The sequence below is a fragment of the Wolbachia endosymbiont (group A) of Brachyopa scutellaris genome (assembly GCF_964026995.1).
Lineage (GTDB): Bacteria > Pseudomonadota > Alphaproteobacteria > Rickettsiales > Anaplasmataceae > Wolbachia > Wolbachia pipientis.
Genome location: NZ_OZ034720.1, coordinates 501,945 through 525,786 on the forward strand (window position 1 = coordinate 501,945; position 23,842 = coordinate 525,786).

21 protein-coding genes, 1 tRNA gene and 2 pseudogenes are annotated in these 23,842 nt (G+C 34.6%); 15 read left to right on the forward strand and 9 right to left on the reverse strand.

Annotated elements, in window-relative coordinates:
* Nucleotides 1-20: 20 nt before the first annotated feature.
* From AAGD93_RS02490 to AAGD93_RS02510, 5 genes and pseudogenes are all read right to left on the reverse strand, one after another.
* Nucleotides 21-146, reverse strand: coding sequence for a hypothetical protein (locus AAGD93_RS02490; protein ID WP_341819776.1), 126 nt, complete (start codon nt 144-146; stop codon nt 21-23).
* Between the two features lie 15 nt (nt 147-161).
* A protein-coding gene (locus AAGD93_RS02495) for an IS630 family transposase (RefSeq protein ID WP_341819182.1) occupies nt 162-1,021 on the reverse strand; the annotation gives its coding sequence in 2 pieces (ribosomal slippage) (nt 162-697 and nt 697-1,021; 861 coding nt in all).
* A 62-nt stretch (nt 1,022-1,083) separates the two neighbouring features.
* Nucleotides 1,084-1,368 (reverse strand): annotated as a pseudogene (locus tag AAGD93_RS02500) (PD-(D/E)XK nuclease family transposase); the annotation flags it as partial.
* Nucleotides 1,365-2,855 (reverse strand): group II intron reverse transcriptase/maturase, encoded by a 1,491-nt coding sequence (gene ltrA / locus AAGD93_RS02505; protein WP_341819777.1) that lies wholly within the window; start codon nt 2,853-2,855, stop codon nt 1,365-1,367. The pseudogene AAGD93_RS02500 and the gene ltrA, both read right to left, overlap by 4 nt.
* A 683-nt stretch (nt 2,856-3,538) precedes the next feature.
* Nucleotides 3,539-3,784 (reverse strand): annotated as a pseudogene (locus AAGD93_RS02510) (PD-(D/E)XK nuclease family transposase); the annotation flags it as partial.
* A gap of 580 nt (nt 3,785-4,364) precedes the next feature.
* Between AAGD93_RS02510 and AAGD93_RS02515 the strand changes: the two are divergent.
* From AAGD93_RS02515 to AAGD93_RS02550, 9 genes are all read left to right on the forward strand, one after another.
* Complete coding sequence (locus tag AAGD93_RS02515) at nt 4,365-4,658, forward strand: transposase (protein ID WP_341819051.1); 294 nt, start codon at nt 4,365-4,367, stop codon at nt 4,656-4,658.
* Nucleotides 4,659-4,754: 96 nt separating this feature from the next.
* Nucleotides 4,755-5,294 carry an IS3 family transposase gene (locus AAGD93_RS02520; protein WP_341819893.1) on the forward strand — a complete coding sequence of 180 codons (540 nt, stop codon included), beginning with the start codon at nt 4,755-4,757 and terminating at the stop codon, nt 5,292-5,294.
* Nucleotides 5,284-5,499, forward strand: coding sequence for an IS3 family transposase (locus AAGD93_RS07635; RefSeq protein WP_353277370.1), 216 nt, complete (start codon nt 5,284-5,286; stop codon nt 5,497-5,499). Before AAGD93_RS02520 ends, AAGD93_RS07635 begins: the two co-directional genes overlap by 11 nt.
* A 531-nt stretch (nt 5,500-6,030) precedes the next feature.
* Nucleotides 6,031-6,363 carry a hypothetical protein gene (locus AAGD93_RS02525; RefSeq protein ID WP_264338260.1) on the forward strand — a complete coding sequence of 111 codons (333 nt, stop codon included), beginning with the start codon at nt 6,031-6,033 and terminating at the stop codon, nt 6,361-6,363.
* Nucleotides 6,364-7,022: 659 nt separating this feature from the next.
* Nucleotides 7,023-7,787 (forward strand): cytochrome c oxidase subunit II, encoded by a 765-nt coding sequence (gene coxB, locus AAGD93_RS02530; RefSeq protein WP_341819778.1) that lies wholly within the window; start codon nt 7,023-7,025, stop codon nt 7,785-7,787.
* Between the two features lie 15 nt (nt 7,788-7,802).
* On the forward strand, nt 7,803-9,353 hold the full coding sequence (gene ctaD, locus AAGD93_RS02535; protein WP_341819779.1) for a cytochrome c oxidase subunit I: 1,551 nt from the start codon (nt 7,803-7,805) through the stop codon (nt 9,351-9,353).
* A gap of 1 nt (nt 9,354) precedes the next feature.
* Nucleotides 9,355-10,242 carry a heme o synthase gene (locus tag AAGD93_RS02540; protein ID WP_341819780.1) on the forward strand — a complete coding sequence of 296 codons (888 nt, stop codon included), beginning with the start codon at nt 9,355-9,357 and terminating at the stop codon, nt 10,240-10,242.
* 175 nt (nt 10,243-10,417) lie between these two features.
* Nucleotides 10,418-10,855: a ribonuclease HI gene (gene rnhA, locus AAGD93_RS02545; RefSeq protein WP_182365660.1), complete on the forward strand. Its 438-nt coding sequence runs from the start codon at nt 10,418-10,420 to the stop codon at nt 10,853-10,855.
* The gene (locus tag AAGD93_RS02550; RefSeq protein ID WP_341819781.1) at nt 10,848-13,970 is read left to right on the forward strand and encodes an AsmA-like C-terminal domain-containing protein; all 3,123 of its coding nucleotides are present in this window, start codon (nt 10,848-10,850) and stop codon (nt 13,968-13,970) included. The genes rnhA and AAGD93_RS02550 overlap by 8 nt, the downstream gene beginning before the upstream one ends.
* 402 nt (nt 13,971-14,372) lie before the next feature.
* On the opposite strand, the gene AAGD93_RS02560 is transcribed toward AAGD93_RS02550, so the two are convergent.
* Complete coding sequence (locus tag AAGD93_RS02560) at nt 14,373-15,980, reverse strand: hypothetical protein (protein WP_341819783.1); 1,608 nt, start codon at nt 15,978-15,980, stop codon at nt 14,373-14,375.
* Nucleotides 15,981-16,680: 700 nt separating this feature from the next.
* Here AAGD93_RS02560 and AAGD93_RS02565 point away from each other — a divergent pair.
* The 3 genes from AAGD93_RS02565 to lpdA all read left to right on the forward strand — a co-directional run bounded on the left by AAGD93_RS02565 (nt 16,681) and on the right by lpdA (nt 19,052).
* Nucleotides 16,681-16,848 carry a hypothetical protein gene (locus AAGD93_RS02565; RefSeq protein ID WP_341819784.1) on the forward strand — a complete coding sequence of 56 codons (168 nt, stop codon included), beginning with the start codon at nt 16,681-16,683 and terminating at the stop codon, nt 16,846-16,848.
* Between the two features lie 323 nt (nt 16,849-17,171).
* Nucleotides 17,172-17,603: a transposase gene (locus tag AAGD93_RS02570; protein ID WP_341819785.1), complete on the forward strand. Its 432-nt coding sequence runs from the start codon at nt 17,172-17,174 to the stop codon at nt 17,601-17,603.
* A 75-nt stretch (nt 17,604-17,678) separates the two neighbouring features.
* On the forward strand, nt 17,679-19,052 hold the full coding sequence (gene lpdA, locus AAGD93_RS02575; RefSeq protein WP_065094779.1) for a dihydrolipoyl dehydrogenase: 1,374 nt from the start codon (nt 17,679-17,681) through the stop codon (nt 19,050-19,052).
* Between the two features lie 5 nt (nt 19,053-19,057).
* Here lpdA and AAGD93_RS02580 read toward each other — a convergent pair whose 3' ends face one another.
* Nucleotides 19,058-19,450, reverse strand: a complete 393-nt coding sequence (locus tag AAGD93_RS02580) for a hypothetical protein (protein ID WP_006279962.1) — start codon at nt 19,448-19,450, stop codon at nt 19,058-19,060.
* Between the two features lie 69 nt (nt 19,451-19,519).
* Here AAGD93_RS02580 and murG point away from each other — a divergent pair, with 69 nt between their 5' ends.
* Nucleotides 19,520-20,551, forward strand: a complete 1,032-nt coding sequence (gene murG / locus AAGD93_RS02585; RefSeq protein WP_341819786.1) for an undecaprenyldiphospho-muramoylpentapeptide beta-N-acetylglucosaminyltransferase — start codon at nt 19,520-19,522, stop codon at nt 20,549-20,551.
* Here the strand turns inward: murG and gshB are convergent.
* Nucleotides 20,544-21,464 (reverse strand): glutathione synthase, encoded by a 921-nt coding sequence (gshB, locus tag AAGD93_RS02590; RefSeq protein WP_341819787.1) that lies wholly within the window; start codon nt 21,462-21,464, stop codon nt 20,544-20,546. The genes murG and gshB overlap by 8 nt on opposite strands.
* A 60-nt stretch (nt 21,465-21,524) precedes the next feature.
* The gene (locus tag AAGD93_RS02595; protein WP_006279461.1) at nt 21,525-22,121 is read right to left on the reverse strand and encodes a BON domain-containing protein; all 597 of its coding nucleotides are present in this window, start codon (nt 22,119-22,121) and stop codon (nt 21,525-21,527) included.
* Nucleotides 22,122-22,261: 140 nt separating this feature from the next.
* Between AAGD93_RS02595 and AAGD93_RS02600 the strand changes: the two genes are divergently transcribed.
* Nucleotides 22,262-22,343, forward strand: a tRNA-Leu gene (locus tag AAGD93_RS02600).
* 158 nt (nt 22,344-22,501) lie between these two features.
* Nucleotides 22,502-23,836 (forward strand): trigger factor, encoded by a 1,335-nt coding sequence (gene tig / locus AAGD93_RS02605; RefSeq protein ID WP_341819894.1) that lies wholly within the window; start codon nt 22,502-22,504, stop codon nt 23,834-23,836.
* Nucleotides 23,837-23,842 lie beyond the last annotated feature (6 nt).

A 23,842-nucleotide genomic window follows, 5' to 3' on the forward strand; every position in this document is an offset into this window, starting at 1 on the left:
TGAATTCTTCCAAATGTTTACTACTGTTTTCTTAGCAGTATTGGCATAAAGCCATCTATTTTGGCGGAAGTCAAGAAATTTTTTAAATACTTATTTGTTATTAATAATGGTAAGGATATTAATTTCGAAGTTATAGCATTTCTCATAATAGTCCGAACAGGTCATAGGAAGGCAGAATCAACAGCACGACGAAAGGATTCGAATAGAGGAATGTTTTTCCTGGCTCTGTTTTTTATAGCAAACCAATGATGCTCAATTTTGTTGAAATCTGGAGAATAAGGCGGCAGATACAAAATTTCTGCACCAACCCCTTTAGCAAGCTCGATAATCTTATCAGACTTATGAAAAGTAGCATTGTCAAGAATGACAGTCTGTCCAGGTTCCAAGATCGGTGTCAAAAATTGCTCAAACCATCCATTAAAAACATCCATATTACAGTGGCCTTCAAAGGTTAACGGAACAACTATCTTTCTTCCACTTAAGGCTGCAACCATACTGATTCGTTGAGTTTTCTTTCCAGATTTTAAGGCATAAAACCGCTGTCCTTTCTGGCAATATCCGTAGGGGTAGTCTTCGGTGTTATCAATGCCAGACTCATCTATATACACTAAGTTTTTAGGTTCTTTTGTCGCTATAATTTTCAAAAATTCAGCACGTTTTTCTTCGTTTCTTTCCTTGTATCCATATGTCTTTTTTTGCGCGTAAATCCAATTTTTTTAAGGGCTCGATAGATCGTTTGGATACTAACGTTGTTCCAAAGTTTAGCCATTTCCGATAGAGTCTTTCCTCCGTGTTCTCTGGCAAATTTGGCAAAGGTATCCCAGTCGGTAATTTTGTGATTGTAACCCCCATTTCCAAGTTTTTTTGATTGAAAGTCTCCTGTTTCTTTTCTTCTTTGCTGCCACTCCCATAAAGTAGTTCGTCCAATCTTAAATCTTGCTGCCACTGTTTCTCTGCTTTCTCCTTCGTCTAGCGCTTCCATTCCTTTTTTTCTTAAATCATAACTATATGCTGCTGGCATTCAACCTCCTTATCATCATCTATCCTTATCCTATCACATCCGGACTTTTATGGAAAGAGCTATATATAATCAAGCTTATCAGGAAATAAATTACAATTAGAAATAGCAATAAAGAAAACCTTCTTTAAATCAATGTACTTACCACCTTTATCAGCCTGCCTTGAGTAAGCCTTAGCAGCATATAATTGAGCCCGTTTTTCGAAGCCTTTATCACGAGCGAGTTGGTTAGGTAAGGAAGCAATATTACTACTACTCCCTCCCTTAGAAACGCAGCATGCAGGTTTCCCCACACTACGCTTGAGCCCCTTATCTAAATTCTTCTTTTGTCGAACCGGCTTGTCTTTCATAAATCCTCAGAATACATCAACTTTAGTGGTGACACTAACAGTAGAGAGCCTTCTCTTGAAAAGGAGCTTGCCAACATTCTTGTTCGTTTTACTCTCTCATCAAAATACTTTTTCCATTTTAAGTCAAGGGGATTTGCATCCGCTCTGATTTTAACATGTCGTCTGATAGGTATATCAATCAGCTTAAGCAGTCTTAAATACCGTATCTCTTTTGGTTTGTTCTTGCATATGGGTGCAGCAAAGACCCATTGTCGTTGACCCATTACTTTGAAGTAACGATTCTTTATCCAACGTAATCCTTTACGAGGATGTCTTTTCTTTGCCCATTTCCATAAACTATGCCAAATTTCATTGTCGATCTTTCTAAACGCTTTTTTAGCACACACATGGTGATAGTAATTTCCCCATCCTCTCAGTAGAGAATTGAGTGACTTAATTACTATAGCCTGAGTGTTCGCTATATTTGCTTTTATCAATGTACGTGCTTTATTCAGAAGTCTTTTAATACTTTCTTTCGAAGGTTTAATAATTAACTTCTTATTATATCTACGTACATTACAACCAAGAAAGTCAAACCCTGTTGTGATAGATGTAATCTTTGTCTTCTCTTCTGACAGAATTAAACCTCGCTCATGAAGAAAAGATGATACTAAAGGCTTAACTTCATTTTCCAGTACTTCATGTGTGAAACCTGAAATAATAAAGTCGTCTGCGTACCTGATTACATTCACTCCACTTCTGATTTTTCCTCTTCTTTTGCTACCTAATTTACCAAAGCGACTTTCTAATAACTGTTCAAGACCATCTAAGGTAAAGTTAGCTAGTATTGGAGAAATTATACTTCCTTGCGGAGTGCCAGCAGTTGTGGGATACAGAGTTTTTGATTCTAGGAAACCAGCTTTTAACCATCTATGAAGAATTTTCTTCTCCATAGGAATATGCTTCATGAGCCATTCATGGTTAATGTTATCAAAACAGCCTTTGATATCACCTTCGAGTATCCATTGTAGTTGATTACGACTTGCCAGTAATAAGTGGCAAGCCACAGTAGCGTCTGCGCAGGATCTTTTAGGTCTAAAGCCGTAAGAGTGACGATCACTGATTGTTTCAGCTACCGGTTCCAACGCGAGCAGATACAATGCTTGCATCGCTCTATCTTTTATCGTGGGTATACCAAGAGGCCTTCTTTTGCCATTAGATTTACTGATATAAATTCGTTTGAGCGGAGAAGGTTTATATCCTCTTTGTTTTAACAGCTTTATTCCTTGAAATTTAGCATTGCAAGTTGACCATAGTTGACGATCTACACCTGCTGTGGTTTTTCCTTGGTTTTCAGTTACTCTCTTAACAGCCAAAGCTTTTCCGCTAAAAGAGCGTGTGAGAAGATGTTGTAAAGCTTTTACCTTACCCCATCTTCCTTCTTGGACAGCCTTAACAATACGTCTTTGTAGCCTCACAATAACTTTCTGGCATTTCTTCCATGGCAATTGCTTCCATGCTTTCGGTAGATGCACTTACAGTTTTACTTGTAATCATCTGCTTTCCTACCTTAAGTGGTTAACAAAGTTTCTTGTCACGAGGGACCAAATGGAAGTCTGCTCGTTTTCACGAGAATTAATGTTACAAATTCTATCCATTTCGTTACAAAATGGCATTCGCTTTCTCCATTCTCCTTTACCTGCACTTCCATCAGCATTCCTTGCGGTTTGCTTGCCATGTAGGCGAAAATACAGGCTTACCCTGTTCCTTCTATCATACAACAGTGGGTTAGGTGACTTCTCTATACCGGTGGAATTGTTATTTGCGTACATCCAGAAATGAAGAATGTAACTTATCCACATTACCTTTTGGTCAGAGCTTATCAGCATCTTTAGCTCTTTCATCGTATCGGTACTTATAAAGCTTCACTTACGTTCACCATACCACTAAACCTAGCCCTCCAACCACATGATGCTTGCAGTTTATGCCCCTCTCACGATTGAGCATCTTCTTTTTCAAGAGGAGGTTCATTGTCCGCATCGTTTGGCACCAACCGGTTGCCCGATTCGCACTGATGCATAGACTCAGATGGCAAAACATCTGGTTTAATAAGTTTTAGAACCCTTTCAGTTTCTTTCTGAAGGAAATCTTCTCCTTTTAAACAATATGACCGAAGACTTTCAGGTCGCACCATCTCGCAAATGTATTGAGCACCTGTAGAATCTCTACAGAGAACATCAACAATACTTTGCTTTTTAGCGGCGATATCGGGGTCTTGAATAGTACTTAAAAACTCTATATCCTTTATTTCATTTTTACCAGTAAAGCCAAGAATATCATTGAGGAAGTGAATAAGGATATCTCTATTTTTTTCAGTACCGAAGATACGCTTAAACGATACATCATTTTTGGGATCAAGAAACTTAGAAAAAGTCATAAGAAAGAACCTTAAAAAGCATTAATAATTATACACAATTCTGAAGAAATGTTCAAGTTTTTTATTTTTTTAAGTTTTGAATGCGTTGATGAAAAAAATGTCTCCCATAGATGGCTTTAGAATGCTACTACGCACCTTAGACGTCCTTTTGTATATCTTTTATTAACCCTTCTATAAAGCGCCTTAAAAGGCCGGCAAATGGATGCTATGAGTTTGGAGCTGTAGGAGACATCAAAGATACCCTTTTTGGTGTATAAAAATACGAATCTACGACAACATCGTTTAAAGAAATTAGCAGCTATTAATATCTTCTACCTTTTCATAAAAAAATAAACAAAAAAAAATTGAAAATTTGATTTGACTTCACCCAAAAGCTATGGCTTTATGCCAATACTGCTAAGAAAATAACAGTAAACATTTAAAAATAATTTATTATTAGTGAAGGGTATATTATATGAACAATAAGAATAAAAGTAAAGATCGTAAAAAAGAAATAGAGTTCCGAATTGACCTTACCCAGAAAAAGTGGAGAGAAAGAAAGGAGTTTTTTCGGGTAAAATAAAATTTTGGAGGATTAGAAATGGCAAGAGAATATACGGCAGAATTCAAATTGGAAGCTGTTAAGCTGGCAAATGAACAAAGAAAGGTAGGTCAACCAGTTGCAAAAGTAGCAAGAGATCTAGGAATAAGGGATAGTGTATTAGGAAAATGGATGAAGAAAAATAACGAAAAAAAGTCAGCGGCAAATGCATTTCCAGATGTAGCACCTTATGACAAAGAGAGATTTGATTTACAGAAAGAGTTAGCAAAAGTAACAAGAGAAAGAGACATTTTAAAAAAAGCCCTGGGATATTTTGCCAGTCAAAAAGAGTAAAATATTTTTTCATAAAAGAGCATAGTAAACACTATAAAGTGCAGGAATTATGTAGGGTTTTCTGCTAGTGGCTACTATAAGTGGACTACAAGGAAAATAAGCAGTAGAGAATCAGCAAATAAAGAGTTATTAGCAGATATTCAAAAAATATATCAAGCTTCTAAATGTAGATATGGAGCTCCTAAAATTCATGCTGAATTAAAGGCTTTGGGTAAAAGTTGCAACTTAAAAACAGTGCAAAGTATTATGCAGAAAAATGGTATTCAGGCTATATTGAGAAGAAAATTTAAAATTAAGAAACAACAAACGGACAGTAGAGTCGTAGCTCCCAATATATTAGACCAAAACTTTATTGTCGATCAACCAAATAAAGTATGGGTAACTGATATTACTTATATAAAAACCAAAGAAGGATGGCTATATTTGGCAACAATAATCGATCTATATTCACGCATGGTAGTTGGCTGGTCAATGAGCAGTTCAATAAATAAACAATTGGTTATGGACTCTTTATTAATGGCCGTTAACAAGCGTAAACCTGCCAAAAATCTACTATTACATAGTGATCAAGGTTCACAATATACTTCGCAAGGTTATCAATATCTCTTATCCATAAAAAACATAGATGAGTCATAAAGGTTGTTGTTACGACAATTCTGTTGTGGAAAGCTTCTTCAGTTCTCTAAAAAGGGAGTTACCAATAGACACCTCTCGGCACTCTAAACAGCATATCAAAACTGCTATATTTGAATATATAGAAATTTTTTATAACAAACAACGTAGACACTCCACTATTAACTATTGCATTCCTGAGCATTTTGATTCATCATTCTCTTTGTGAAAAACATTCCAAACTTTCTCTCCACTTTTTCTGGGTAAGGTCATCATAGCATTAGTTAGATGCATTAGAATTGATCATGATGATGTACATATAATGTTTAGGTTTCAAGAACTTGCTCTGGAAATGCAAAAAAAAAATGTTCAACATTATGTCGCGAGTCAAACTTAGGGTATTTGGCGTCTCATGTTTAATTTTTCGCACTACGTGCATCGCATGTCTTTAAAAATTTCTAGGTTTTTACCTATATAAGCCGAAACGCGCTTACAAAGCGTTTAAGACAGCAAAAAACGTCAAATTGACAAGGGAGAATTTGAATGCTAGCTACTACGGGGTTTCTTTGCCTTTTTTCCTGCTTAGTAAATTTCTTAAACACTTGCGATGTAGGTTAGTTGCAAGTTAAAAGCAGCTAAATCGCTCTTAATCAAGCGTTTTAGAATAAAAAAAACGCCGATATTTTAGTACATAGTAAATAGCCAACTACCACGGGGCTTCTTTTGCCTTTTTTTTTATTTGGTAGATTTCTTAATGTTTATGGCTAAACGACAATCGTCATCCCGCTACTTGTTAGCGGGATCTAGAGATACCGCGAATGAATCGCGGTATGACGGTTCGTGGCGGTATGACGATAAGGTTTATACCTTGTCATCCCAGTGCTTGACACTGGGATCCAGTTTTCCATATAATCTCATCGAAAATGTTGTAACCACTTTCTGTGCTAGTTTGCTTGCTTACAAGCAAACTTTCCTGGATCCCAGTGTCAAGCACTGGGATGACACCATCATAAAGGAATCAGTGTCAGCTACTTTCATGACACCATTCTTTTTTCTGGATCCAAGTAGTCAGGGCACTGGGATGACACCCTGACAACCGTCATCCCGCTACTTGTTAGCGGGATCTATGCTTTGAGATACTGCGAATGAATCGCGGTATGACGGTTAAGTAAGGGATCTATGCTAAGAGATGCCAAAGACCTTCATGAAACTTTGCCCATTTGGCTTCTCTAAAGATTTCGTTTACAGAATCTAGTAACTCAGCTATGCAGAATGAAAAAAGTTTGTATGGTATATAAATAGTGTGTTTTTTTTGTAATTATTTTCTATAATACGCAAACCTTTGGTTCAGTAAATGCTACCATAGGCATTAAAAGTTAATTAACAAACTGCAATGTATAATGAAATAAAGACACTTGCAAGATTTTGATCTTGCAAATCATAAACTTATCATAAAGTTTAATAGTGTCTGTTACTGCTTTTAGGTGTGAGGCTAGAGGGTTATTAGCAGTAACAGACACTATTAAACTTATTATAGAATTTACTTAAAGTAAATACTTAATTTAAAATATTATAATATTTTTACTTACAATAGATTTATGTAAATGCTTTTTTCCTCAAATTAGTATTGTACTATTATACTTGTTGAATGCTAAAAAATTATTAACCATCACTAATCTCTATTTGCATAGTAAGTTTATATATACTATTATACAGTATATCACTTAGTTTTATAGCAAACAAACAAAAGATATGGTGAAGTTATTTGCACTATTGATAATATTTTACTCAAATATATCTGTTGCCTCTGCTCCTACTTCCTGGCAATTTGGATTTCCTGCTCCTGCAACTGAAGTAATGGAGGCTGTAGTTAGGTCACATTCGTTTGTGATGCTTGTGATGGTTGCAATAATGCTCTTTGTGTGGGCGCTGCTTGCTTATGTAGTATTTCGCTTTCGTAAAAGCAAAGTGGCAAACGTAAGCCAAACTAATCACAATGTTCTTTTAGAAATTGTTTGGTTTGTTATACCAACGATTATTGTTGGAATATCAGCCTTTGAAAACGCTAAATTACTGAAGCTACAGGGAGAAATACCGAAAGCTGATATAACACTAAAAGTTATTGGCCATCAATGGTATTGGAGCTACCAATATCCAGAATATCAAGGTGTGTCATTTGATAGTTATATTAAGGGAAAAGAAGACTTTATCGAAGGAGATTTAAAGCTATTCTCTGTTGATAACAACATCATTTTACCCGTTAATACTAACGTTCGTTTACAAGTTACAGCAGGAGATGTGATACACAGTTGGGGAGTACCGGCTTTCGGTGTAAAAATTGATGCGATACCAGGTAGGCTGAATGAGGCGTGGTTTAATATCAAAAAGCCTGGTGTTTATTATGGGCAGTGCTACGAATTGTGTGGTCAAGGCCATGGATTTATGCCAATTGTTGTTGAAGCAGTAAGCAAAGAAGATTTTAATAAGTGGATTGAAAATAGAAAATTAGTGAGTTAAATTTGGAGTATAGATATGAGTGACGCACCAAAGGGCATAAAGCGTTGGTTGTTTTCCACCAACCATAAAGACATAGGGACACTGTACATTATTTTTTCCATATTAGCTGGAATTATTGGTGGATTATTATCGGTGATTATTCGCACTCAGCTAATGCACATTAATATACTTAACAATAATTATCAATTATATAACGTAATGGTTACAGGGCATGCGTTGATAATGGTGTTTTTTATGATAATGCCAGCCCTCATGGGGGGATTTGGTAACTGGTTTGTACCTCTCATGATTGGCGCACCAGATATGGCATTTCCTCGTATGAATAATTTAAGTTTTTGGTTGTTAGTGTCATCTTTTATTTTGCTCATTCTCTCAGTGTTTATTGGTGAAGGTCCAGGTACAGGTTGGACTTTATATCCACCTTTATCACAGGTAATGTCCCATCCAAGTGCAGGAGTTGACCTTGCTATACTTGCACTCCACGTTGCTGGTATGTCGTCAATTGTTGGGGCGATCAACTTTATAGTTACTATATTTAACATGCGCACAAAAGGAATGTCATTAACTAAGATGCCACTGTTTGTTTGGTCTGTCTTGCTAACAGCATTTATGTTGATTGTTGCCTTACCAGTGCTTGCCGGTGCTATAACTATGCTTCTTACTGATCGCAATGTTGGTACTTCCTTTTTTGATCCTGCAGGTGGTGGTGACCCTGTGTTATTTCAACATTTATTTTGGTTTTTTGGTCATCCAGAAGTTTACGTAATTATTTTTCCTGCATTTGGCATCATAAGTCAGGTTGTATCAACTTTTTCTCACAGACCTGTATTTGGTTACATAGGGATGGTTTATGCAATGATAGGTATAGCAGTATTTGGCTTTATGGTTTGGGCTCATCATATGTTCACTGTTGGGCTTAGTGCTGACGCTGCTGCATTTTTTAGCACTACCACAATTTTTATCGGTGTTATAACTGGTGTAAAAGTCTTTAGCTGGATTGCAACTATGTGGGGTGGAGCAATTGAGTTTAAGACCCCTATGCTATTTGCACTAGGTTTTATTTGTATGTTTGTTGGCGGTGGCATAACGGGAATAATTCTTTCTCATGGTGGAATAGATAAGCTCCTGCACGACACCTATTATGTTGTTGCTCACTTCCATTATGTCATGTCACTTGCTGCATTATTTGGAGCTTTTGCTGGCTTTTATTATTGGATTGGTAAAATGTCGGGTAAACAATATAATGAGCGCTTAGGTCAAATCCACTTTTGGCTTACTTTTATTAGCACCAATATCACTTTTTTACCTCAACATTTCTTAGGATTAGCTGGTATGCCAAGGCGTATACCTGATTATCCTGATGCGTTTATCCCTTGGAATTATATATCCTCAATTGGTTCGTATATGTCCTTTGTTTCAGTTATGTTTTTTGTGTTTATAGTTATACATCTTTTTAAATGGGGCAAGAAAGCTGGAGATAATCCTTGGGAAGGTGACACCTTGGAATGGACGGTATCTTCACCACCGCCTTTTCATACTTTCGAAAAGCCACCAGTGGTAAAATAGAATGTACACAAGTGTTTTGCTAAATGTTGAATCAACAATACTGGATTTTTGGCGTTTGCTGAAGCCAAGGATAATGTATCTTGTGGTATTTACTGCAGTTGCTGGTATGGTTACTGCACCAGGTAGTATACACCCTTTTCTAGCACTAATATCTCTTATATGTGTTGCTCTTGGCTCAGGATCTGCAGGTGCTATAAATATGTGGTATGACAAAGACATAGATCTGCTCATGGAAAGGACAAAAAACCGCCCTATACCCTCAGGTAGAGTTTCTGCAGAAAGTGCGCTTGAATTTGGTATAACTCTTGGAATATTGTCAGTATTTATCATGGCAATAGCAGTAAACTATATTTCTGCTGCTTTGCTTGCTGTTAGCATATTATTTTACGTTTTCATATATACAATTTGGCTAAAAAGGCGTACTCCGCAGAATATCGTTATCGGTGGTGCAGCAGGTGCTTTCCCTCCAATGATTGGCTGGGCAGCTGTGACTAATTCTGTAAGTTGGGAAAGTTTCATTTTATTTTTAGTAATTTTTATGTGGACTCCACCACACTTTTGGGCCCTATCTTTAAATAAGTCTGAAGACTATACAAAGGCATCGATTCCAATGTTCAATATTGTTTATGGTCCGGAAAAAACAAGAAAATATATATTAATTTATAGTGTCTTGCTGGTGCTAACTAGCTTGCTTCCAGCTCTATTCTTGAAAAAGGCTTTACTTTATCTAAGCATGGCAATTTTTGCAGGTTGCATCTTTATTTGGTACGCTATATCAATTCTCAGATTCAAGAACCACAACTCACAGAAACAAATGTTTTCTTACTCAATTTCTTATCTATTTTCCCTATTCGCCAGTATTATTTTTTGTTCTATTGATTTATTTTAGTTATGAAAGAACGGCAGAAACATAAAAACTATTTTTTCCTTTTCCTTTTGGTAATGCTCGTTGTCACACTTTTTTTTGTTTCTATAATAAAATTTAAAGGTGCAGCTTAAACTACCTTTAGAAATTGTGCTTTCATAAAAGCAACTATATACTTTGTTAACCGATATAAACAAAGATGAGTAAAAAAGAAGTGACAATATATACAGATGGGGCATGTTCTGGTAATCCTGGAGCAGGAGGATGGGCAGCTATCATATTATTTCAAGATTATAGAAAAGACATTTATGGTAGAGAAGAAAATACCACAAACAATAAAATGGAGTTAACAGCGGTGATCAATGGGCTGAAAGTATTGAAATTTTCTTGTAATATTAATTTATATACGGATAGTCTTTATGTTAAACATGGCATAACAGAGTGGATAAATAAGTGGAAAATGAATGGCTGGAAAACAAGTAATAAAAAATCAGTAAAAAATATGGAATTGTGGAAAGAGCTAGACGACGTTGCTTCACAACACGAAATTGATTGGAAGTGGGTTAAAGCACACAGTGGCGATAAGTATAATGAGGAGGCTGATAGTTTAGCAAGAAAAGCAATAATCGATGCTTAAAAAAATTACTATATCACTTTCCATAGTTCTATTGTTTGTATTCTGCTTATTTGTCTTTTTTAAGGGTGAGAGTCCTTTAGAAATCAATATTAATTATATTAATTTTTATGTTAAACATAAAATATCAAAAATATTTGTTGGCTCAAGCGTTAATATGGAGAATACCTCAGTTGTTTGGCAGAAAGATGCGTATTTAGTCATTACAGATTTGGCAATAGCAAACCCTAATTTTACTATAAAAGTTCCTGAGCTTTTTGTACATTTTAAGTTAAGTTCCTTATTTAAAGCTAGCACAAATCTCTCTCAGGTTTCAGCTGATAATGTGCATGTATGTATCAAGAGAGAAGAAACTAATGTTAATCCGCAAAACTCATTAGACCTTTTGGATAATCATTATTTAAGTAGTAACCGCCTTCCTTCGGTGTCATTCCAGCGCGTGACGCTGGAATCTAGAAAAAAAGAAACAAGTAGTCAAGCTACTTGGATGACAAGGACGAGTGCTGGGATGACAGGCAAAAAAGATACTGGGATGACAGGGAAGAATTTCAAGATGACAGAAAGTAGTGCAAAAAATCTATTAAAAACAATAAGGGAATTTTTTTTTGACTTAAATGCGGATTCAAAATTTGAATTTACTAACATCGCTATTAATAAAGGCACGGAAGATGAATTTTTTATTGATAAATTATATATAGGGAAGGGGGAAGATTTTAATGTTTTAGATATTCATGTGAATACAAAAGATGGAAAGGGATTGTTGGATGATTTATCAATTACGATAAAAAATCGCAACAATTTGTTAAATGTGTACGGGACATTTTATGATCTAAAATTGGGACTATTGAGCAAGTTTTCTACATTAGTTAAAAGCTACAATTTGGACAAAAATATAGGATTCAAAGGAAGCTTCTCAGTGAAAATTAATAAAAAGGATGAAATTGTAGATGGAAATATATACGTATTGAATACAGAAAATTATTTGAACAAAAATTTAGCCTTAACTAATGTAAATATAAATTTAACATATAGTGATGGAATTATTAGTGTAAAAAACTTCCATTTTAAATTAAATGACACGTATCTCTCTTTGATAGGCAAAATGAACTTTAGTACAAGTCATGCTTTGCTTAGAATTAATATTAGTAAGTTTGCTGCAAAGGATTTATGTACTTATATACCAGATAGTGTAGTAAATAGTAAATTTAAAAGCTGGTATTGTGATAATATCGAAGGGGATGTTTTAAATACCATTGTAAGTTTCAATGGCAAAATTAACAATTTGGTTGATGACGATCTGTCAGACATTGTAATTGTTGCTGATATAGAAAACGGTAGCGTAAAATTTGATGAAGATTTTGAGCAAGTAAAGGAATTAAAGGGTGATTTGATCATCAAGAATAACGATCTTAAAATTACTGTAAATAGTGCTAAGTTTCAGAATTTCACTATTAATGGCGGTGATATTGAAATGAAATCTCTCAATAAGGAAAATTCAGTTCTAACCATTAATGGCCAAGCTGTAAGTGATGCTTATGGTTTATATGAGCCTATAAGATTTAAGCTGGATGATGTAGTGAAGGTTGAAAGGGATAAAGTAAGTGGAATGGCAAAATCTGTATTCAGTTTTCGCATTTTGAATCTAAATGCTGATGACAAAAAAGTAGATTTTTCGGCCAATTTTCATTCTGAAATTGACAATTTGGCTATCTATAATGCAAGTCTTGGTAAATATGATATTAAGCTTAGTTTTGGCAGTGACTTTATAGATTTAAATGGTAGTGGTATGGTGAATAACACACAGCTATTATTTGACCTGAAAAGTAGCAATAGGAATGAAAGTTTCGCCTGGAATTTGACCGGAGATTTACCTGCTCAAATATTTAATTTTGATAGTGGCTATGTCAGTGCAAATTTAGAGTCAGTGATAAATCAAGATAAGACGGGGTATGTTAATGGTGATATAGATTTATCAGAATTTGAATCACATTCAAGCTACTTAGGGTGGAAAAATCGCTTTGAAGATCACAATAAAATTTTGTTTTCTACAAGGTTAAAAGGAGCAGGTGAATTGTTAGTAGATAAATTAGACATTGTAGGAAATGACCTAGATATAAAATTCAGCGGAAGAGTAGAAAATGGAAATTTATATTTAAATTCTAGTAGCTTTAAATTGCCTGATAATGATTTTAGTATAGAAATTGAATCAGGTAAGGAGAAAAATGCCATAACTATTTATGGTGAGGAAATTAACTTAAGTGATATTTTAGGCTTGCTTGGCAAAAACAGTAATGGATTAAATAAAGATATAGAGATTAGTATGAATGTTGACAATGTAATTATGAAAGAAGGCATCGTTATCAAAAATGCTAAGCTGAATGTAACCTGTACTAAAGGTAATTGCAATGGAAGTCAATTTACAGGGCAGTTTCTGGAAGATAGCAGCAACATACTAGCAGAATACAGTGGAATAGGGCTCGAAATATATGCGGATAATTCAGGTATGCTTTTGCGTTCCTTAGGCATTAGTAAATCAATTAAAAACGGCAAATTGTCTTTTTATCTCTCTCCTCAGAGAGAAAGTGGAGAACATTATGGTACGTTATCCATTAGCAATTTCTACATCAAAGATGCTCCACTACTTACTACTTTATTGTCGATGTCTTCATTGCCTGGCATTGTAAATGCCATAAAAAATGAAGGTGTATACTTTTACAAATGTAATGCACCTTTTTCATACAAAGATGGCACTATTGAAATTGAAGAATCTTGGCTTGAAGGGGCGGAGTTAGGTATTAGCACTGGTGGTAAGCTCGATATTAGAAATTATAAATTCCAGGTTGCAGGACAAGTAATACCAGCATATTCAATTAATAAATCTTTGTTAAAAATTCCTATAATTGGAAAACTTCTTACTGGTGGGAAAAGTAGGGGAATCGTTTCAATAGACTATAAAGCAAGTGGTGATGACAAAAACAATAACGTATCTGTTGATCTTATCTCTTCGCTAACTCCAAACCTATTAAAGAGGTTATTGGGAGTGTTTGATCGCATTATGACAAAAACTAACGAAAGTGGCTTAAAAGGTGGTGTGAAAAAGAAATTTGGTTCGATATGACCAAAAGGGAAGTTATTTAACAAAATTATGGACAAAAATGCAAGAATTTCAGAATGATCTACCTGGTTTTTTATTTAGTTGTTTAAGTAATACCACTCCCTTTAACCTCTCTATATTTGCTGAACAACTAAAAAGGGTAGGGGGGTGGTTGTAAATTGTATCTGTTCAGCAGAGTGGCAAAATAAGGTAGACGAGAAAAGACAACTATAGGAACAAATGGGTGTCATCCCAGTGCCCAGACACTGGGATCCAGAAAATTTGATTGTGTACTATACAACATTTTCGATTAAAAGCTGGATTCCAGTGTCAAGCACTGGAATGACATCACAGGGGCACTGGAATTTTTGTTTCAATATTTGTACATTAGCCATTCATCTGAACAGATACTGTAAATTAGCTATATTACATTAGCCCATCAGATGAGTTGTAATGGTTATAATTGTCTGATAAGTGATCTCTAACATCGTGACCTAACTCATTCGCATCAGGCTTAACTTCGTGATCTAACTCATTAGCATCGAGCTTAAACAAAGAAGGATTATCATCAGATTGTTGATTAGACTCTTTCTCTTTCGACCCAAATAACCATGAAAAGAGTGATGAGATAGAATCAATAATAGATTTAATTGTTGAAAAAATATTGGATAAGAAATTACTGGGTTGCTGAGTATCCTCTTCGGGTTCTTTTCCTTCTGTATGCTCTACTTCATCCACATCTTGTTCAGGGTTACCTCTGCTTATGAGTGTCTTATCTAGCTGTTTGAATATATTTTTGTCGGAGTTTTGAAAATACATTCGACTTATCTCCTTATTTTCATCAATGTAAATCACTAAAGTTGTATTCTCGTTCCCCAGTCCATCACATTCACTAACGAGCGATTCATGAGAGTTCTTAATGTCTTTGATAAATTGAAGTTTTTCTTCTTCTGCTGAAAGATAATCTCTGTGTTCTGCTCTATAAGTGGTGCCTTTGTATTTAAAACTAAACATTGATCCATGGTCTTCATATTCATCTACTAGTTCATGAATACTCTTGACATTTTGTATAGCTTTAAATTTTTCTTCTTCTGAAAGGTTCTTGTGATATTTATAAAGTGTACCTTTATATTTAAATTTAAACATCGATCCACGGTCTTCATATTCATCTAATCCAGAGTTCTTGATACGTTGTATAATTTGAAATTTTTCTTCTTCTGAAAGATCTTCACGGTATATACTACCAGTTGTATCTTTATATTTAAATTTAAACATCGATCCACGGTCTTTATATTCATCTACACCCATCTGCTTGCAAATAGCTTTATAATTTTTTTCTTCTACCTCAAGTCCAATTGCATTTGCCATCAGCTGACTATTTTTATAGTCCAATTCTCTTACTTTTGTTGGGGAAAACTTGAATTGAAATACGTGACCAAATTCATGGGCTAAAACGTTGTCCGTATAAGCGTTTTTATAGAGCAATACGCTTTCTCCATTTGTCATCCCACCAGAAATATTGAGCGAAGATTGATTCCATGAAAACCCAGGAACCAAAGTGCCATATCCCTTATAATCATATCTATTATTAAAAACATAGGTATGCACAGTCACTTGAGTATCACTATCCATACAAAACTTTGCTTTATATGCCTCATAGGCATTTTGAATATCAAGCTTTATTTGATCTTGCTCCCGTTGCGATACATTGTCATAATGTATTACGCAATTCAACTTTCCATATTCAAAATTGAATTGATTAGGTAATACATCTTGTAATCCTACGTATTTTGTATTCTCACCAAAGTTTTTTGATTGTGCAGTTTTATATAAATTATTACGGTATGTAATAGAGTTTCCGTTAGGCAAATTAGGTATCTGCGCAATCGCTGTTCCATTACTATCATAGAAGAAAATATCAGAATCACCAATCCTAAAATCCTTTATAGATTGCCCGCAAGTGCCATCATTTGCACAATCGTGATGATTTGGGTCAGTCTTCTTATAAAACCATGCATTAGTGTATTTTCCCATTTTGATACCTCACTACCAAACCTTACTATATTATTATCTTGGTAAAAATCATAATAATTCGTTAACTTGTATTTTAAATCTGTATCAAATGTGCTTTTCTCGTAAGGTGTCAATTGTGAAGTAATTAACTTTATTTGTTTAAAATTTTGCTAAAATAGCTCTTTTTATACTATGTTTTATATAGCTAAACTGACTTAGATTTACTGACAATTTGAAAAACAAAAATTCGTCATTCCGCTACTATAGTATTTTCTAAAACGAATGATAAACGTCTAAAATGGTATTACCAACTAAAAGGTGTAAGTCTGTACATTGATGCATTAGAGGTCTGAGGCGACTTTTGATGGTGTGCCAACAATGCTCTATCGGATTTAGATCTTACTATTACCCACAAATATAAATGTTTGTTGCATAGCTCTTAATGGCATAACTTTTGCTTGAAATAACTGTTTATATGGTGCAATTTACAGCTTTTAGTTGCTAAAATTATAACTCTTAGTTTAATAATTTTAATCTAATAAGCTTTCAGGTTAATAAAATTAAATTATTTGAGTAAATACAATACTATGTTTTTATTTGTGGGTAATAGTAAGGCTTAAAGCAAAATGTAGTACGAACGGTAAGTGGATCTAAAAGATCGAATTACAATTCTGTATACAGCATTTTGCATTATTGTTTGATTATATTTATAGGTACAAAAATGGCTAGAATAATTTTCATGGGAGTAGATGTTTCCAAGGAAGCATTGGACATCTCAATTAATAGCAAGCATAAGCGCATAGCAAACGTGAGTGATGCTATATCTAAGTTTATAGAAACAAATATAGTCGATTTACCCGTCAAGTTATGTGTAAACTGGTGGCTATGAAAAGCTCATTATAAAATTGTTGCAAGATAACTGTCCATAAAGCTCACCCGAATCGGGTATATGCATTTGCCAAAGCTTGCAATCATTTTGCAAAAACTGACAAGTTAGATGCTAAATTACTGGAAAAATACGCTGAATTTGTCAGTAAAGACGGTGAAGTAAAAGGATGTATAATTTCACAAAAGCAAGAGGAATTAAAGGAGCTGGGGGCAGTTGAGCGTAATTTAAATGATGCAATTCATGCAAACAAGTGTCGCCTGCAAAGTGCGACGGGAAAAGCTAGAGAATACATAGAAAGACAGATAGGGTTTGCTGAAAAACAATTGAAAGAAATTAGGCAAGACATAGAAGACACAATAGATTCTGACCCTGAATTGAAAGGAAAAAATGAGCTTTTAATCAGCTATAAAGGTATTGGGTCAAAGACGGCGAGCATTCTACTGACAGAGGTGCCTGAGCTTGGTAGATTAGAGAATAGAGAAATTGCATGCTTAGTTGGAGTTGCACCTAAAACTAGTGAAAGTGGAAGAAAAGTTGGCAAAGCTCAAATCAAAGGAGGCAGGTTTTATGCAAGGAAAGCACTATACATGTCAGCTCTTGTTGCTATGCGCCACAACAGAAAAATGAAAGCGTTTTATCAGCGTTTGGTTGATTCTGGCAAAGCTGCTAAGGTTGCATTAGTTGCTGTCATGAGAAAAATTATCGTTTGTTTAAATGCCATGATAAAAAATAACAACTTTTATCTTGACTCTTAAGACGGTAGATGACAGACCATTGATTGTATGGGTTCCATCTGTTATATATAATCTTTTTGAATACGAAGAAAACTGATGAATGAGTATGATATTACGGTTATAGGTAGCGGTCCTGGTGGTTATATAGCGGCAATTAGGGCGGCACAGCTTGGGTTTAAAACTGCAATTGTGGAAAAAGAAAAAAATTTAGGCGGTATATGCTTAAATTGGGGATGTATACCAACAAAATCACTGCTTAGAGCATCTGAGGTTTATAGGCTAATAAAAAGATCAAAAGAGTTTGGTATAGAAGTAAAGGGAGCGAATTTTGATATACAATCAATAGTGAAATACTCAAGAAACGTTGTTGATAAATTGTCAAGCGGTGTTGCATATTTGATGAAAAAAAATAATATCAAAGTTCATCAAGGTTTTGGTAAACTTGCAGGCAATAGTACTATAAAAGTCGTTAGCGATAAGGAAGAACAAGAAATTGTTTCCAAGCATATCATTTTAGCAACAGGCGTGAGGGCACGGAATCTGCCTGGAATAGAGGCAGATGGAGATTTAATATGGAATGCGCAGCACGCTATGACTCCAGAGAGATTACCAAAATCGCTACTAATTGTAGGGTCTGGTGCAATTGGAATAGAATTTGCAAGTTTTTATAGTACTTTGGGGGTTGATGTAACAATCATAGAGATAAAGAGCACTATTTTGCCGCTGGAGGATAAGGACATTTCAGATTTAGCACAAGAAATATTCACAAAACAGGGGATAGAAATATATACAAGCAGTAGCGTAAAAGCTCTTACTAAAAGTAAAGACTCTGCTCAAGTGCTACTAAGTAGTGGTGAGAGCAAAGAATTTGAGAGGGTGATTGTTGCGGTTGGAATTCAAGCAAATATTGAAAATATAGGTTTAGAAAATACAAAAATTAAATTAAGCCCTTCTGGCTTTATTGAAACGAATGAATGGTATGAAACTAGTGAATCAAATGTGTATGCAATAGGTGATGTAGCTGGACCACCATGTTTAGCACATAAAGCGAGCCATGAAGCCGTGATCTGCATTGAAAAGATTGCTGGTAAAAATGCTCATGCGTTAAAAAAAGAATGCATACCAAATTGCACTTATTCTCATCCACAAATAGCGAGCATCGGCCTTACTGAGGAACAGGCAATAAAAGGTGGGTATGATATAAAAATAGGAAAATTTCACTCTAACTTTAATGGTAAGTCTGTTGCACTCAGTGAAACTGAAGGGTTAGTGAAAACGATTATAGATAAAAAAACCGGAGAAATTCTGGGTAGCCACATGATAGGTGCAGAAGTAACGGAGTTAATTAGCAATTTTGCTCTTGCAAAGCAACTAGAAGGAACAGACTTCGACATAAAATCTACGATTTTTCCTCATCCAACCATTTCAGAGATGATACATGAATCAGTGCTTGCTGCAGATGTTAAATAGTTGAACTAACGTTCCATCGTTTTAGAGTTGTCAATGTCTTGAGTAGTAGTTTGATTAGGCACTTTAGTTTCAATAGATTGATTACCACCAGCATCAGAATTCTGTAACTCTTCTTTCAATCCCTTAGCTGCTTCTTTAACTTCAAGCTTTGCCTTTGGATGAAGATCTTCTGGGCCTTTTCCTTTAGTATCCAAACCTTGTTGTAGATTAGTGCTTTTCATTTTATTATGCTGCTCGTGCTCAGGTAGGTCAACGACCGAATTGAAAAGAATTTTTATTATATTTTTTAGCAGTTCTAAAAAACCTCCGCTTCTGCCTTCTCTTTGTTCTTGAGGTTTATTTTTCTCATTAGGTTCTTTTTTACTATTACTTTTAGGCATTTTTAACTCAACTATCATAACGCTTAATAAAATTCTACGTGCAAATTGTTAAATAACAGTTAACAATCTAGGATTTATTATTTACAGATGGATATTATTTTAGCAACAGGTGGCACAGGTGGGCATATCTTTCCGGCCATAGCTTTAGCAAAAGCACTAAAGACACAAGGATACAATTGCATATTATTCACTGATAAAAAAACAAATAAAAATACCGACATAGAAAGCTACACCTTACCATTACGTAGACCAAGCAGCAACAAATTTAAGTTTTTCCTTTTCTTGATATACAGCTCTATGTTAGCACTGTATCAAGTAAGAAAATTAAAACCAAAATCGGTCATTGGTTTTGGTAGCTATGCTTCTTTTCCAACTCTTCTTGCAGCAAGAGTTCTTTCTATACCTATAATTTTACATGAACAAAACACAGTTTTAGGGAGAGTAAATAGATTCTTTTTCAAGAGTGCAAAATTAATTGCAACCAGCTTTCCGGAGACTAAATATGCAGAGGGCAATAAATGTATTTTTACAGGAAATTTTGTTGATATAAAAGCACAGAGCCATTCTAGCACTGAGAAAATCCTAAATATATTGGTCATAGCAGGCAGCCAAGGTGCAAATTTTTTTGATGATGTAGTAAGCAGCGTAATTTGTGATTTACCTATTAAAATGAAAAAGAAAATTAGAGTGACGCAGCAATGTACGAAGAAAAATGTAAACAAGGTCAAAAGTCTATACAAAAGTGAAAAGATCGATTGTGAATTGAGTGAATTTTTTGATGATATGGAGAATAGACTGGCCGATGCTCACTTGGTAATTAGCAGAGCAGGAGCAACTTCAATAGCAGAGATCACTCTTGCTAGGCGTTCTGCTATATATATTCCTTACCCTTACTCAAAAGATAATCACCAATTTTATAACGCAAAATATATTGAAGACTCGAGAGCAGCTATAATAGTTGAGCAGAATAGTGAAGCAAAAAAAAATCTAACAGAGGTACTATTTGATCTATTAAATAATTCTCAAAAATTGCGTGATATGACCAATAGTACAGAAAAAACAGGGATAAAGAATGGGACTACTGAGTTTGTTAAGGTGATTGTTCACAGGTTTAGTTGAGGCTGCTTGCTTTTTCTTCAAACATGTCCCAAAGATCCTTTTCTAGCGATATATTATACAATTTATTGATATAAACTACTCCCGTGGGTGAAGTTGTGTTAATTTCGAGCAGGAAGTCATCTATAATATCAATACCAACAAATATTAGCCCTCTTTTCTTTAATTCAGGACCAATTTTGTTACATATTTCATTGTTTCTATCGTTCATTTGAGCGGGCTCAAAACTTGCTCCAAGTCGCATGTTTGTTCTGATCTCTCCACTGATTTTTGGAATTCGTTTCATTACACCAATTGGTTGGCCATAAAGTAGCAATATTCTTTTATCTTTATCTATGTTTTTACAAAATGATTGTGCAATCACAGGGCATTCGTATTTTGCTATCATGAGATCCACTACTACTTGAATACTATTCTCATCTTGTATTCTTATCACATCGTTTCCTCCATAACTATACAATGGCTTCAGAATAATATCTTGATAGTTGTAGTAGAAATCTCTAATCATTGATATATTTTCAGTAATCAAAGTTGGCGGAATTAGCTCTGGAAATAATGAAGTTATCAATTTTTCAGGACAATTTCTTATTTCTGTTGGATTGTTAATTACCAATGCGCTGGTTTTTTCTAAGATATATGTTGTTGTAATATAACGCATATCAAAGGGTGGATCCTGTCTGATAAATATGATGTCCATTTCATTCAAGTTGATTGCTACATCCTCTTTAGAGATAAAACTAAAATCATCAACGCTGACTTTCTGAGCCAGAGCAATTGGATGGTTTAGCTTTAGTGCTAAATTGTTAGGAGCATAGACAAAAACTTCGTGCTTCCTCCTTTGTGCTTCCTTTATTAGCACGAATGTAGTGTCAGTTTCAAAATTTATATTTTCATCCATCTGAAAGGCAATTTTCATTTATGTTCTCTACCTATTGTCACAACTGTACAAATGTTATAATTTGAAAGCGATTTTTGCCTAATGGCGTAACTTACTGTACCTGTATCGTACATAACTTACAACTTGTTTTACTCCCTTTACTTTTCTTGCAATTGCTATTACAGCTTTTAATTCCGCTTTATTTTGGGCTATACCCATCAAATAAACAACTCTATCAACCGTATTAACGCTATAATTAATTGACTTAATATTTCTTTTTCCCAGGAGTCTTGTTCTTATTTCCGCTGTTATCATGCCATCTACAGTGGTGTCTAGCATGGAAGCCATTTGAATTGGTATTACTCTTATTTCATTTATCACTTCTTTAATTTCTTTTTGCTGCCAAGCTATTTTTTCTGCTGTAAGTTGTTTTTCAGGAGTGTCAACACTTCCAATGAGCAATACTCTTCCTTCACTTACTTTAACCTTTATGGATGAAAATAGCCCATGTTTTAAGAGCCCCTTATTAATTCTGATGACCATAGTCGTATCATCAATGATATTTCCCAAGGATTTGTCCTGCATTGTTATTGCTGTTGCTGTCGCTGTAGCCACCACACCACCTATTATAAGGGTTGTGCAACCACTTTGTGTAATCAAAAAAATTGCGAGTAAGAAGCTTGTTATTAATCTCATTATTGATTTTCATGGTTTAGAGCTTTCATTAAGAAATGTTAATAAGCTTTTTTGATTGTGTAAATACCATAAATTAAGTAAGACTTTAAACCTTGAATATTTTTAATGGAATACCTATAATAGGGTACTGAAAATTTCTTGCGGATATGGCGGAATTGGTAGACGTGCCAGGTTTAGGTCCTGGTGAGCTTGCTCGTGGGGGTTCAAGTCCCTCTATCCGCACTTTAAAGTCATGTAACTTAGGTTTTAAGGGAAAATTTATAATCACTAAATACACTTTTGTTTGTATAAAAACCTGTTCTTAAGGATTGTGTTTAACTTAAATTCTGGTAAAATGACTCTATTAAGATATGAATTAAAATGTTAATAAATGAATTATGATGTCTAATAATATACCTCAAAATACAGTCGAAGTAAGTAGCGTATATACCTACAAAGAGCTTAGTATAGATAAACTAAAGTATGAGTATGAAATCACAGTTGGTAGTGATTATATAAAACAAAAGGTAAATTCCAGGTTGCAAGAGATAGCAGAAAATGCAAAATCACCTGGATTTAGGGCTGGAAAGATGCCCTATGACCTTGTTGTTGCAAATTATAAAAACGAGGCTTTGGAATATGTGATAAATAATACAATTGATTATTGCTCAAGTGATTTGATGAAAAAATTTGAAGTCAAGTCTCACATTTATCCTAAGGTTGATGTTATATCATTACCAGATCTGGGCAAAGAAAATGAGGAGGGCAATTTTGTATACAAGCTATCTTTTGAGTCGATGCCTGAAGTACCGATGATAGATCTTGACAAAATAAACTTAAAGAAATTTGAAGCAAAGATTGAAGAGGAAGATATAAAAGAATTTATTGATTCTATTAAAACAAAGTTCCCCAATTTCGCCTCTGTTGATGATGCTTCTTATCAAGCGAAAGATGGGGATAAATTGATAATTGATTTTGAAGGGCGGATTAGGAATAAACTCTTTCAGGGTGGAAGTAGCAAAAATTTTGCCGTTAATTTAGGGTCTGGCACATTTATTAATGGTTTTGAAGATCAATTAACTGGTATGAAAAAGGGAGAAACAAAGGACTTTAAGTTGCAATTTCCTGAAAATTACCAAGCCATTTCCCTTGCAGGACAGGAAGCTGATTTTTCTGTGCGAGTTAATGAGATTCAAGTTGCCAAAGATTTTGAAAATGATGATGAAATAGCTAGGAGTATTGGGTTTAAAGATTATTCTTTGCTAATAAATCATGCAAAAAAAATGATTGGTGATCAGTGCACCGAAATGAGAAATCTCTTAATTAAAAAGGAGCTGTTTGATTATTTGGATGCTAATTATAGTTTTGATTTACCCACAGACATAGTAAAACAGGAGCAACAAAGAATGGAAGGAGAATTGGGTGCTCAAAATGATTCTCGTAAAGAAGCTGAAAAACGTGTAAAGCTTGCTATGTTATTTATGAAATTTAGTGCAGAACATAAAATATCATTAACTCAAAATGATGTTTTGAGTGTTATTGTAAATCAATATGTCAGTAAAGATGTGCAATTTGACAGAGTACTTAAGCATTTTGAATCAAATAAACAATTTCAAGAATTAGTTAGAGGGCAAGCGCTTGAGTATAAAGTGACAGATTATATAATAGAAAAAGTTAGTAAAGAAGAGCAGATTGTTTCTGTGAAAGAATTAAAGGAATTATTTGATAATATTTAATAGGAA

Excerpts from the sequence above, each read along its gene's own strand:
- lpdA (WP_065094779.1), top strand. The coding sequence starts at position 17,679 with ATGAATGAGTATGATATTACGGTTATAGGTAGCGGTCCTGGTGGTTAT.
- murG (WP_341819786.1), top strand. The coding sequence starts at position 19,520 with ATGGATATTATTTTAGCAACAGGTGGCACAGGTGGGCATATCTTTCCG.
- AAGD93_RS02525 (WP_264338260.1), top strand. The coding sequence starts at position 6,031 with ATGGCTAAACGACAATCGTCATCCCGCTACTTGTTAGCGGGATCTAGA.
- coxB (WP_341819778.1), top strand. The coding sequence starts at position 7,023 with ATGGTGAAGTTATTTGCACTATTGATAATATTTTACTCAAATATATCT.
- AAGD93_RS02595 (WP_006279461.1), bottom strand. The coding sequence starts at position 22,121 with ATGAGATTAATAACAAGCTTCTTACTCGCAATTTTTTTGATTACACAA.
- tig (WP_341819894.1), top strand. The coding sequence starts at position 22,502 with ATGTCTAATAATATACCTCAAAATACAGTCGAAGTAAGTAGCGTATAT.
- AAGD93_RS02515 (WP_341819051.1), top strand. The coding sequence starts at position 4,365 with ATGGCAAGAGAATATACGGCAGAATTCAAATTGGAAGCTGTTAAGCTG.
- gshB (WP_341819787.1), bottom strand. The coding sequence starts at position 21,464 with ATGAAAATTGCCTTTCAGATGGATGAAAATATAAATTTTGAAACTGAC.
- AAGD93_RS02490 (WP_341819776.1), bottom strand. The coding sequence starts at position 146 with ATGAGAAATGCTATAACTTCGAAATTAATATCCTTACCATTATTAATA.
- AAGD93_RS02580 (WP_006279962.1), bottom strand. The coding sequence starts at position 19,450 with ATGATAGTTGAGTTAAAAATGCCTAAAAGTAATAGTAAAAAAGAACCT.
- rnhA (WP_182365660.1), top strand. The coding sequence starts at position 10,418 with ATGAGTAAAAAAGAAGTGACAATATATACAGATGGGGCATGTTCTGGT.
- ctaD (WP_341819779.1), top strand. The coding sequence starts at position 7,803 with ATGAGTGACGCACCAAAGGGCATAAAGCGTTGGTTGTTTTCCACCAAC.
- AAGD93_RS02565 (WP_341819784.1), top strand. The coding sequence starts at position 16,681 with ATGGCTAGAATAATTTTCATGGGAGTAGATGTTTCCAAGGAAGCATTG.
- AAGD93_RS07635 (WP_353277370.1), top strand. The coding sequence starts at position 5,284 with ATGAGTCATAAAGGTTGTTGTTACGACAATTCTGTTGTGGAAAGCTTC.
- AAGD93_RS02540 (WP_341819780.1), top strand. The coding sequence starts at position 9,355 with ATGTACACAAGTGTTTTGCTAAATGTTGAATCAACAATACTGGATTTT.
- AAGD93_RS02560 (WP_341819783.1), bottom strand. The coding sequence starts at position 15,980 with ATGGGAAAATACACTAATGCATGGTTTTATAAGAAGACTGACCCAAAT.
- AAGD93_RS02550 (WP_341819781.1), top strand. The coding sequence starts at position 10,848 with ATGCTTAAAAAAATTACTATATCACTTTCCATAGTTCTATTGTTTGTA.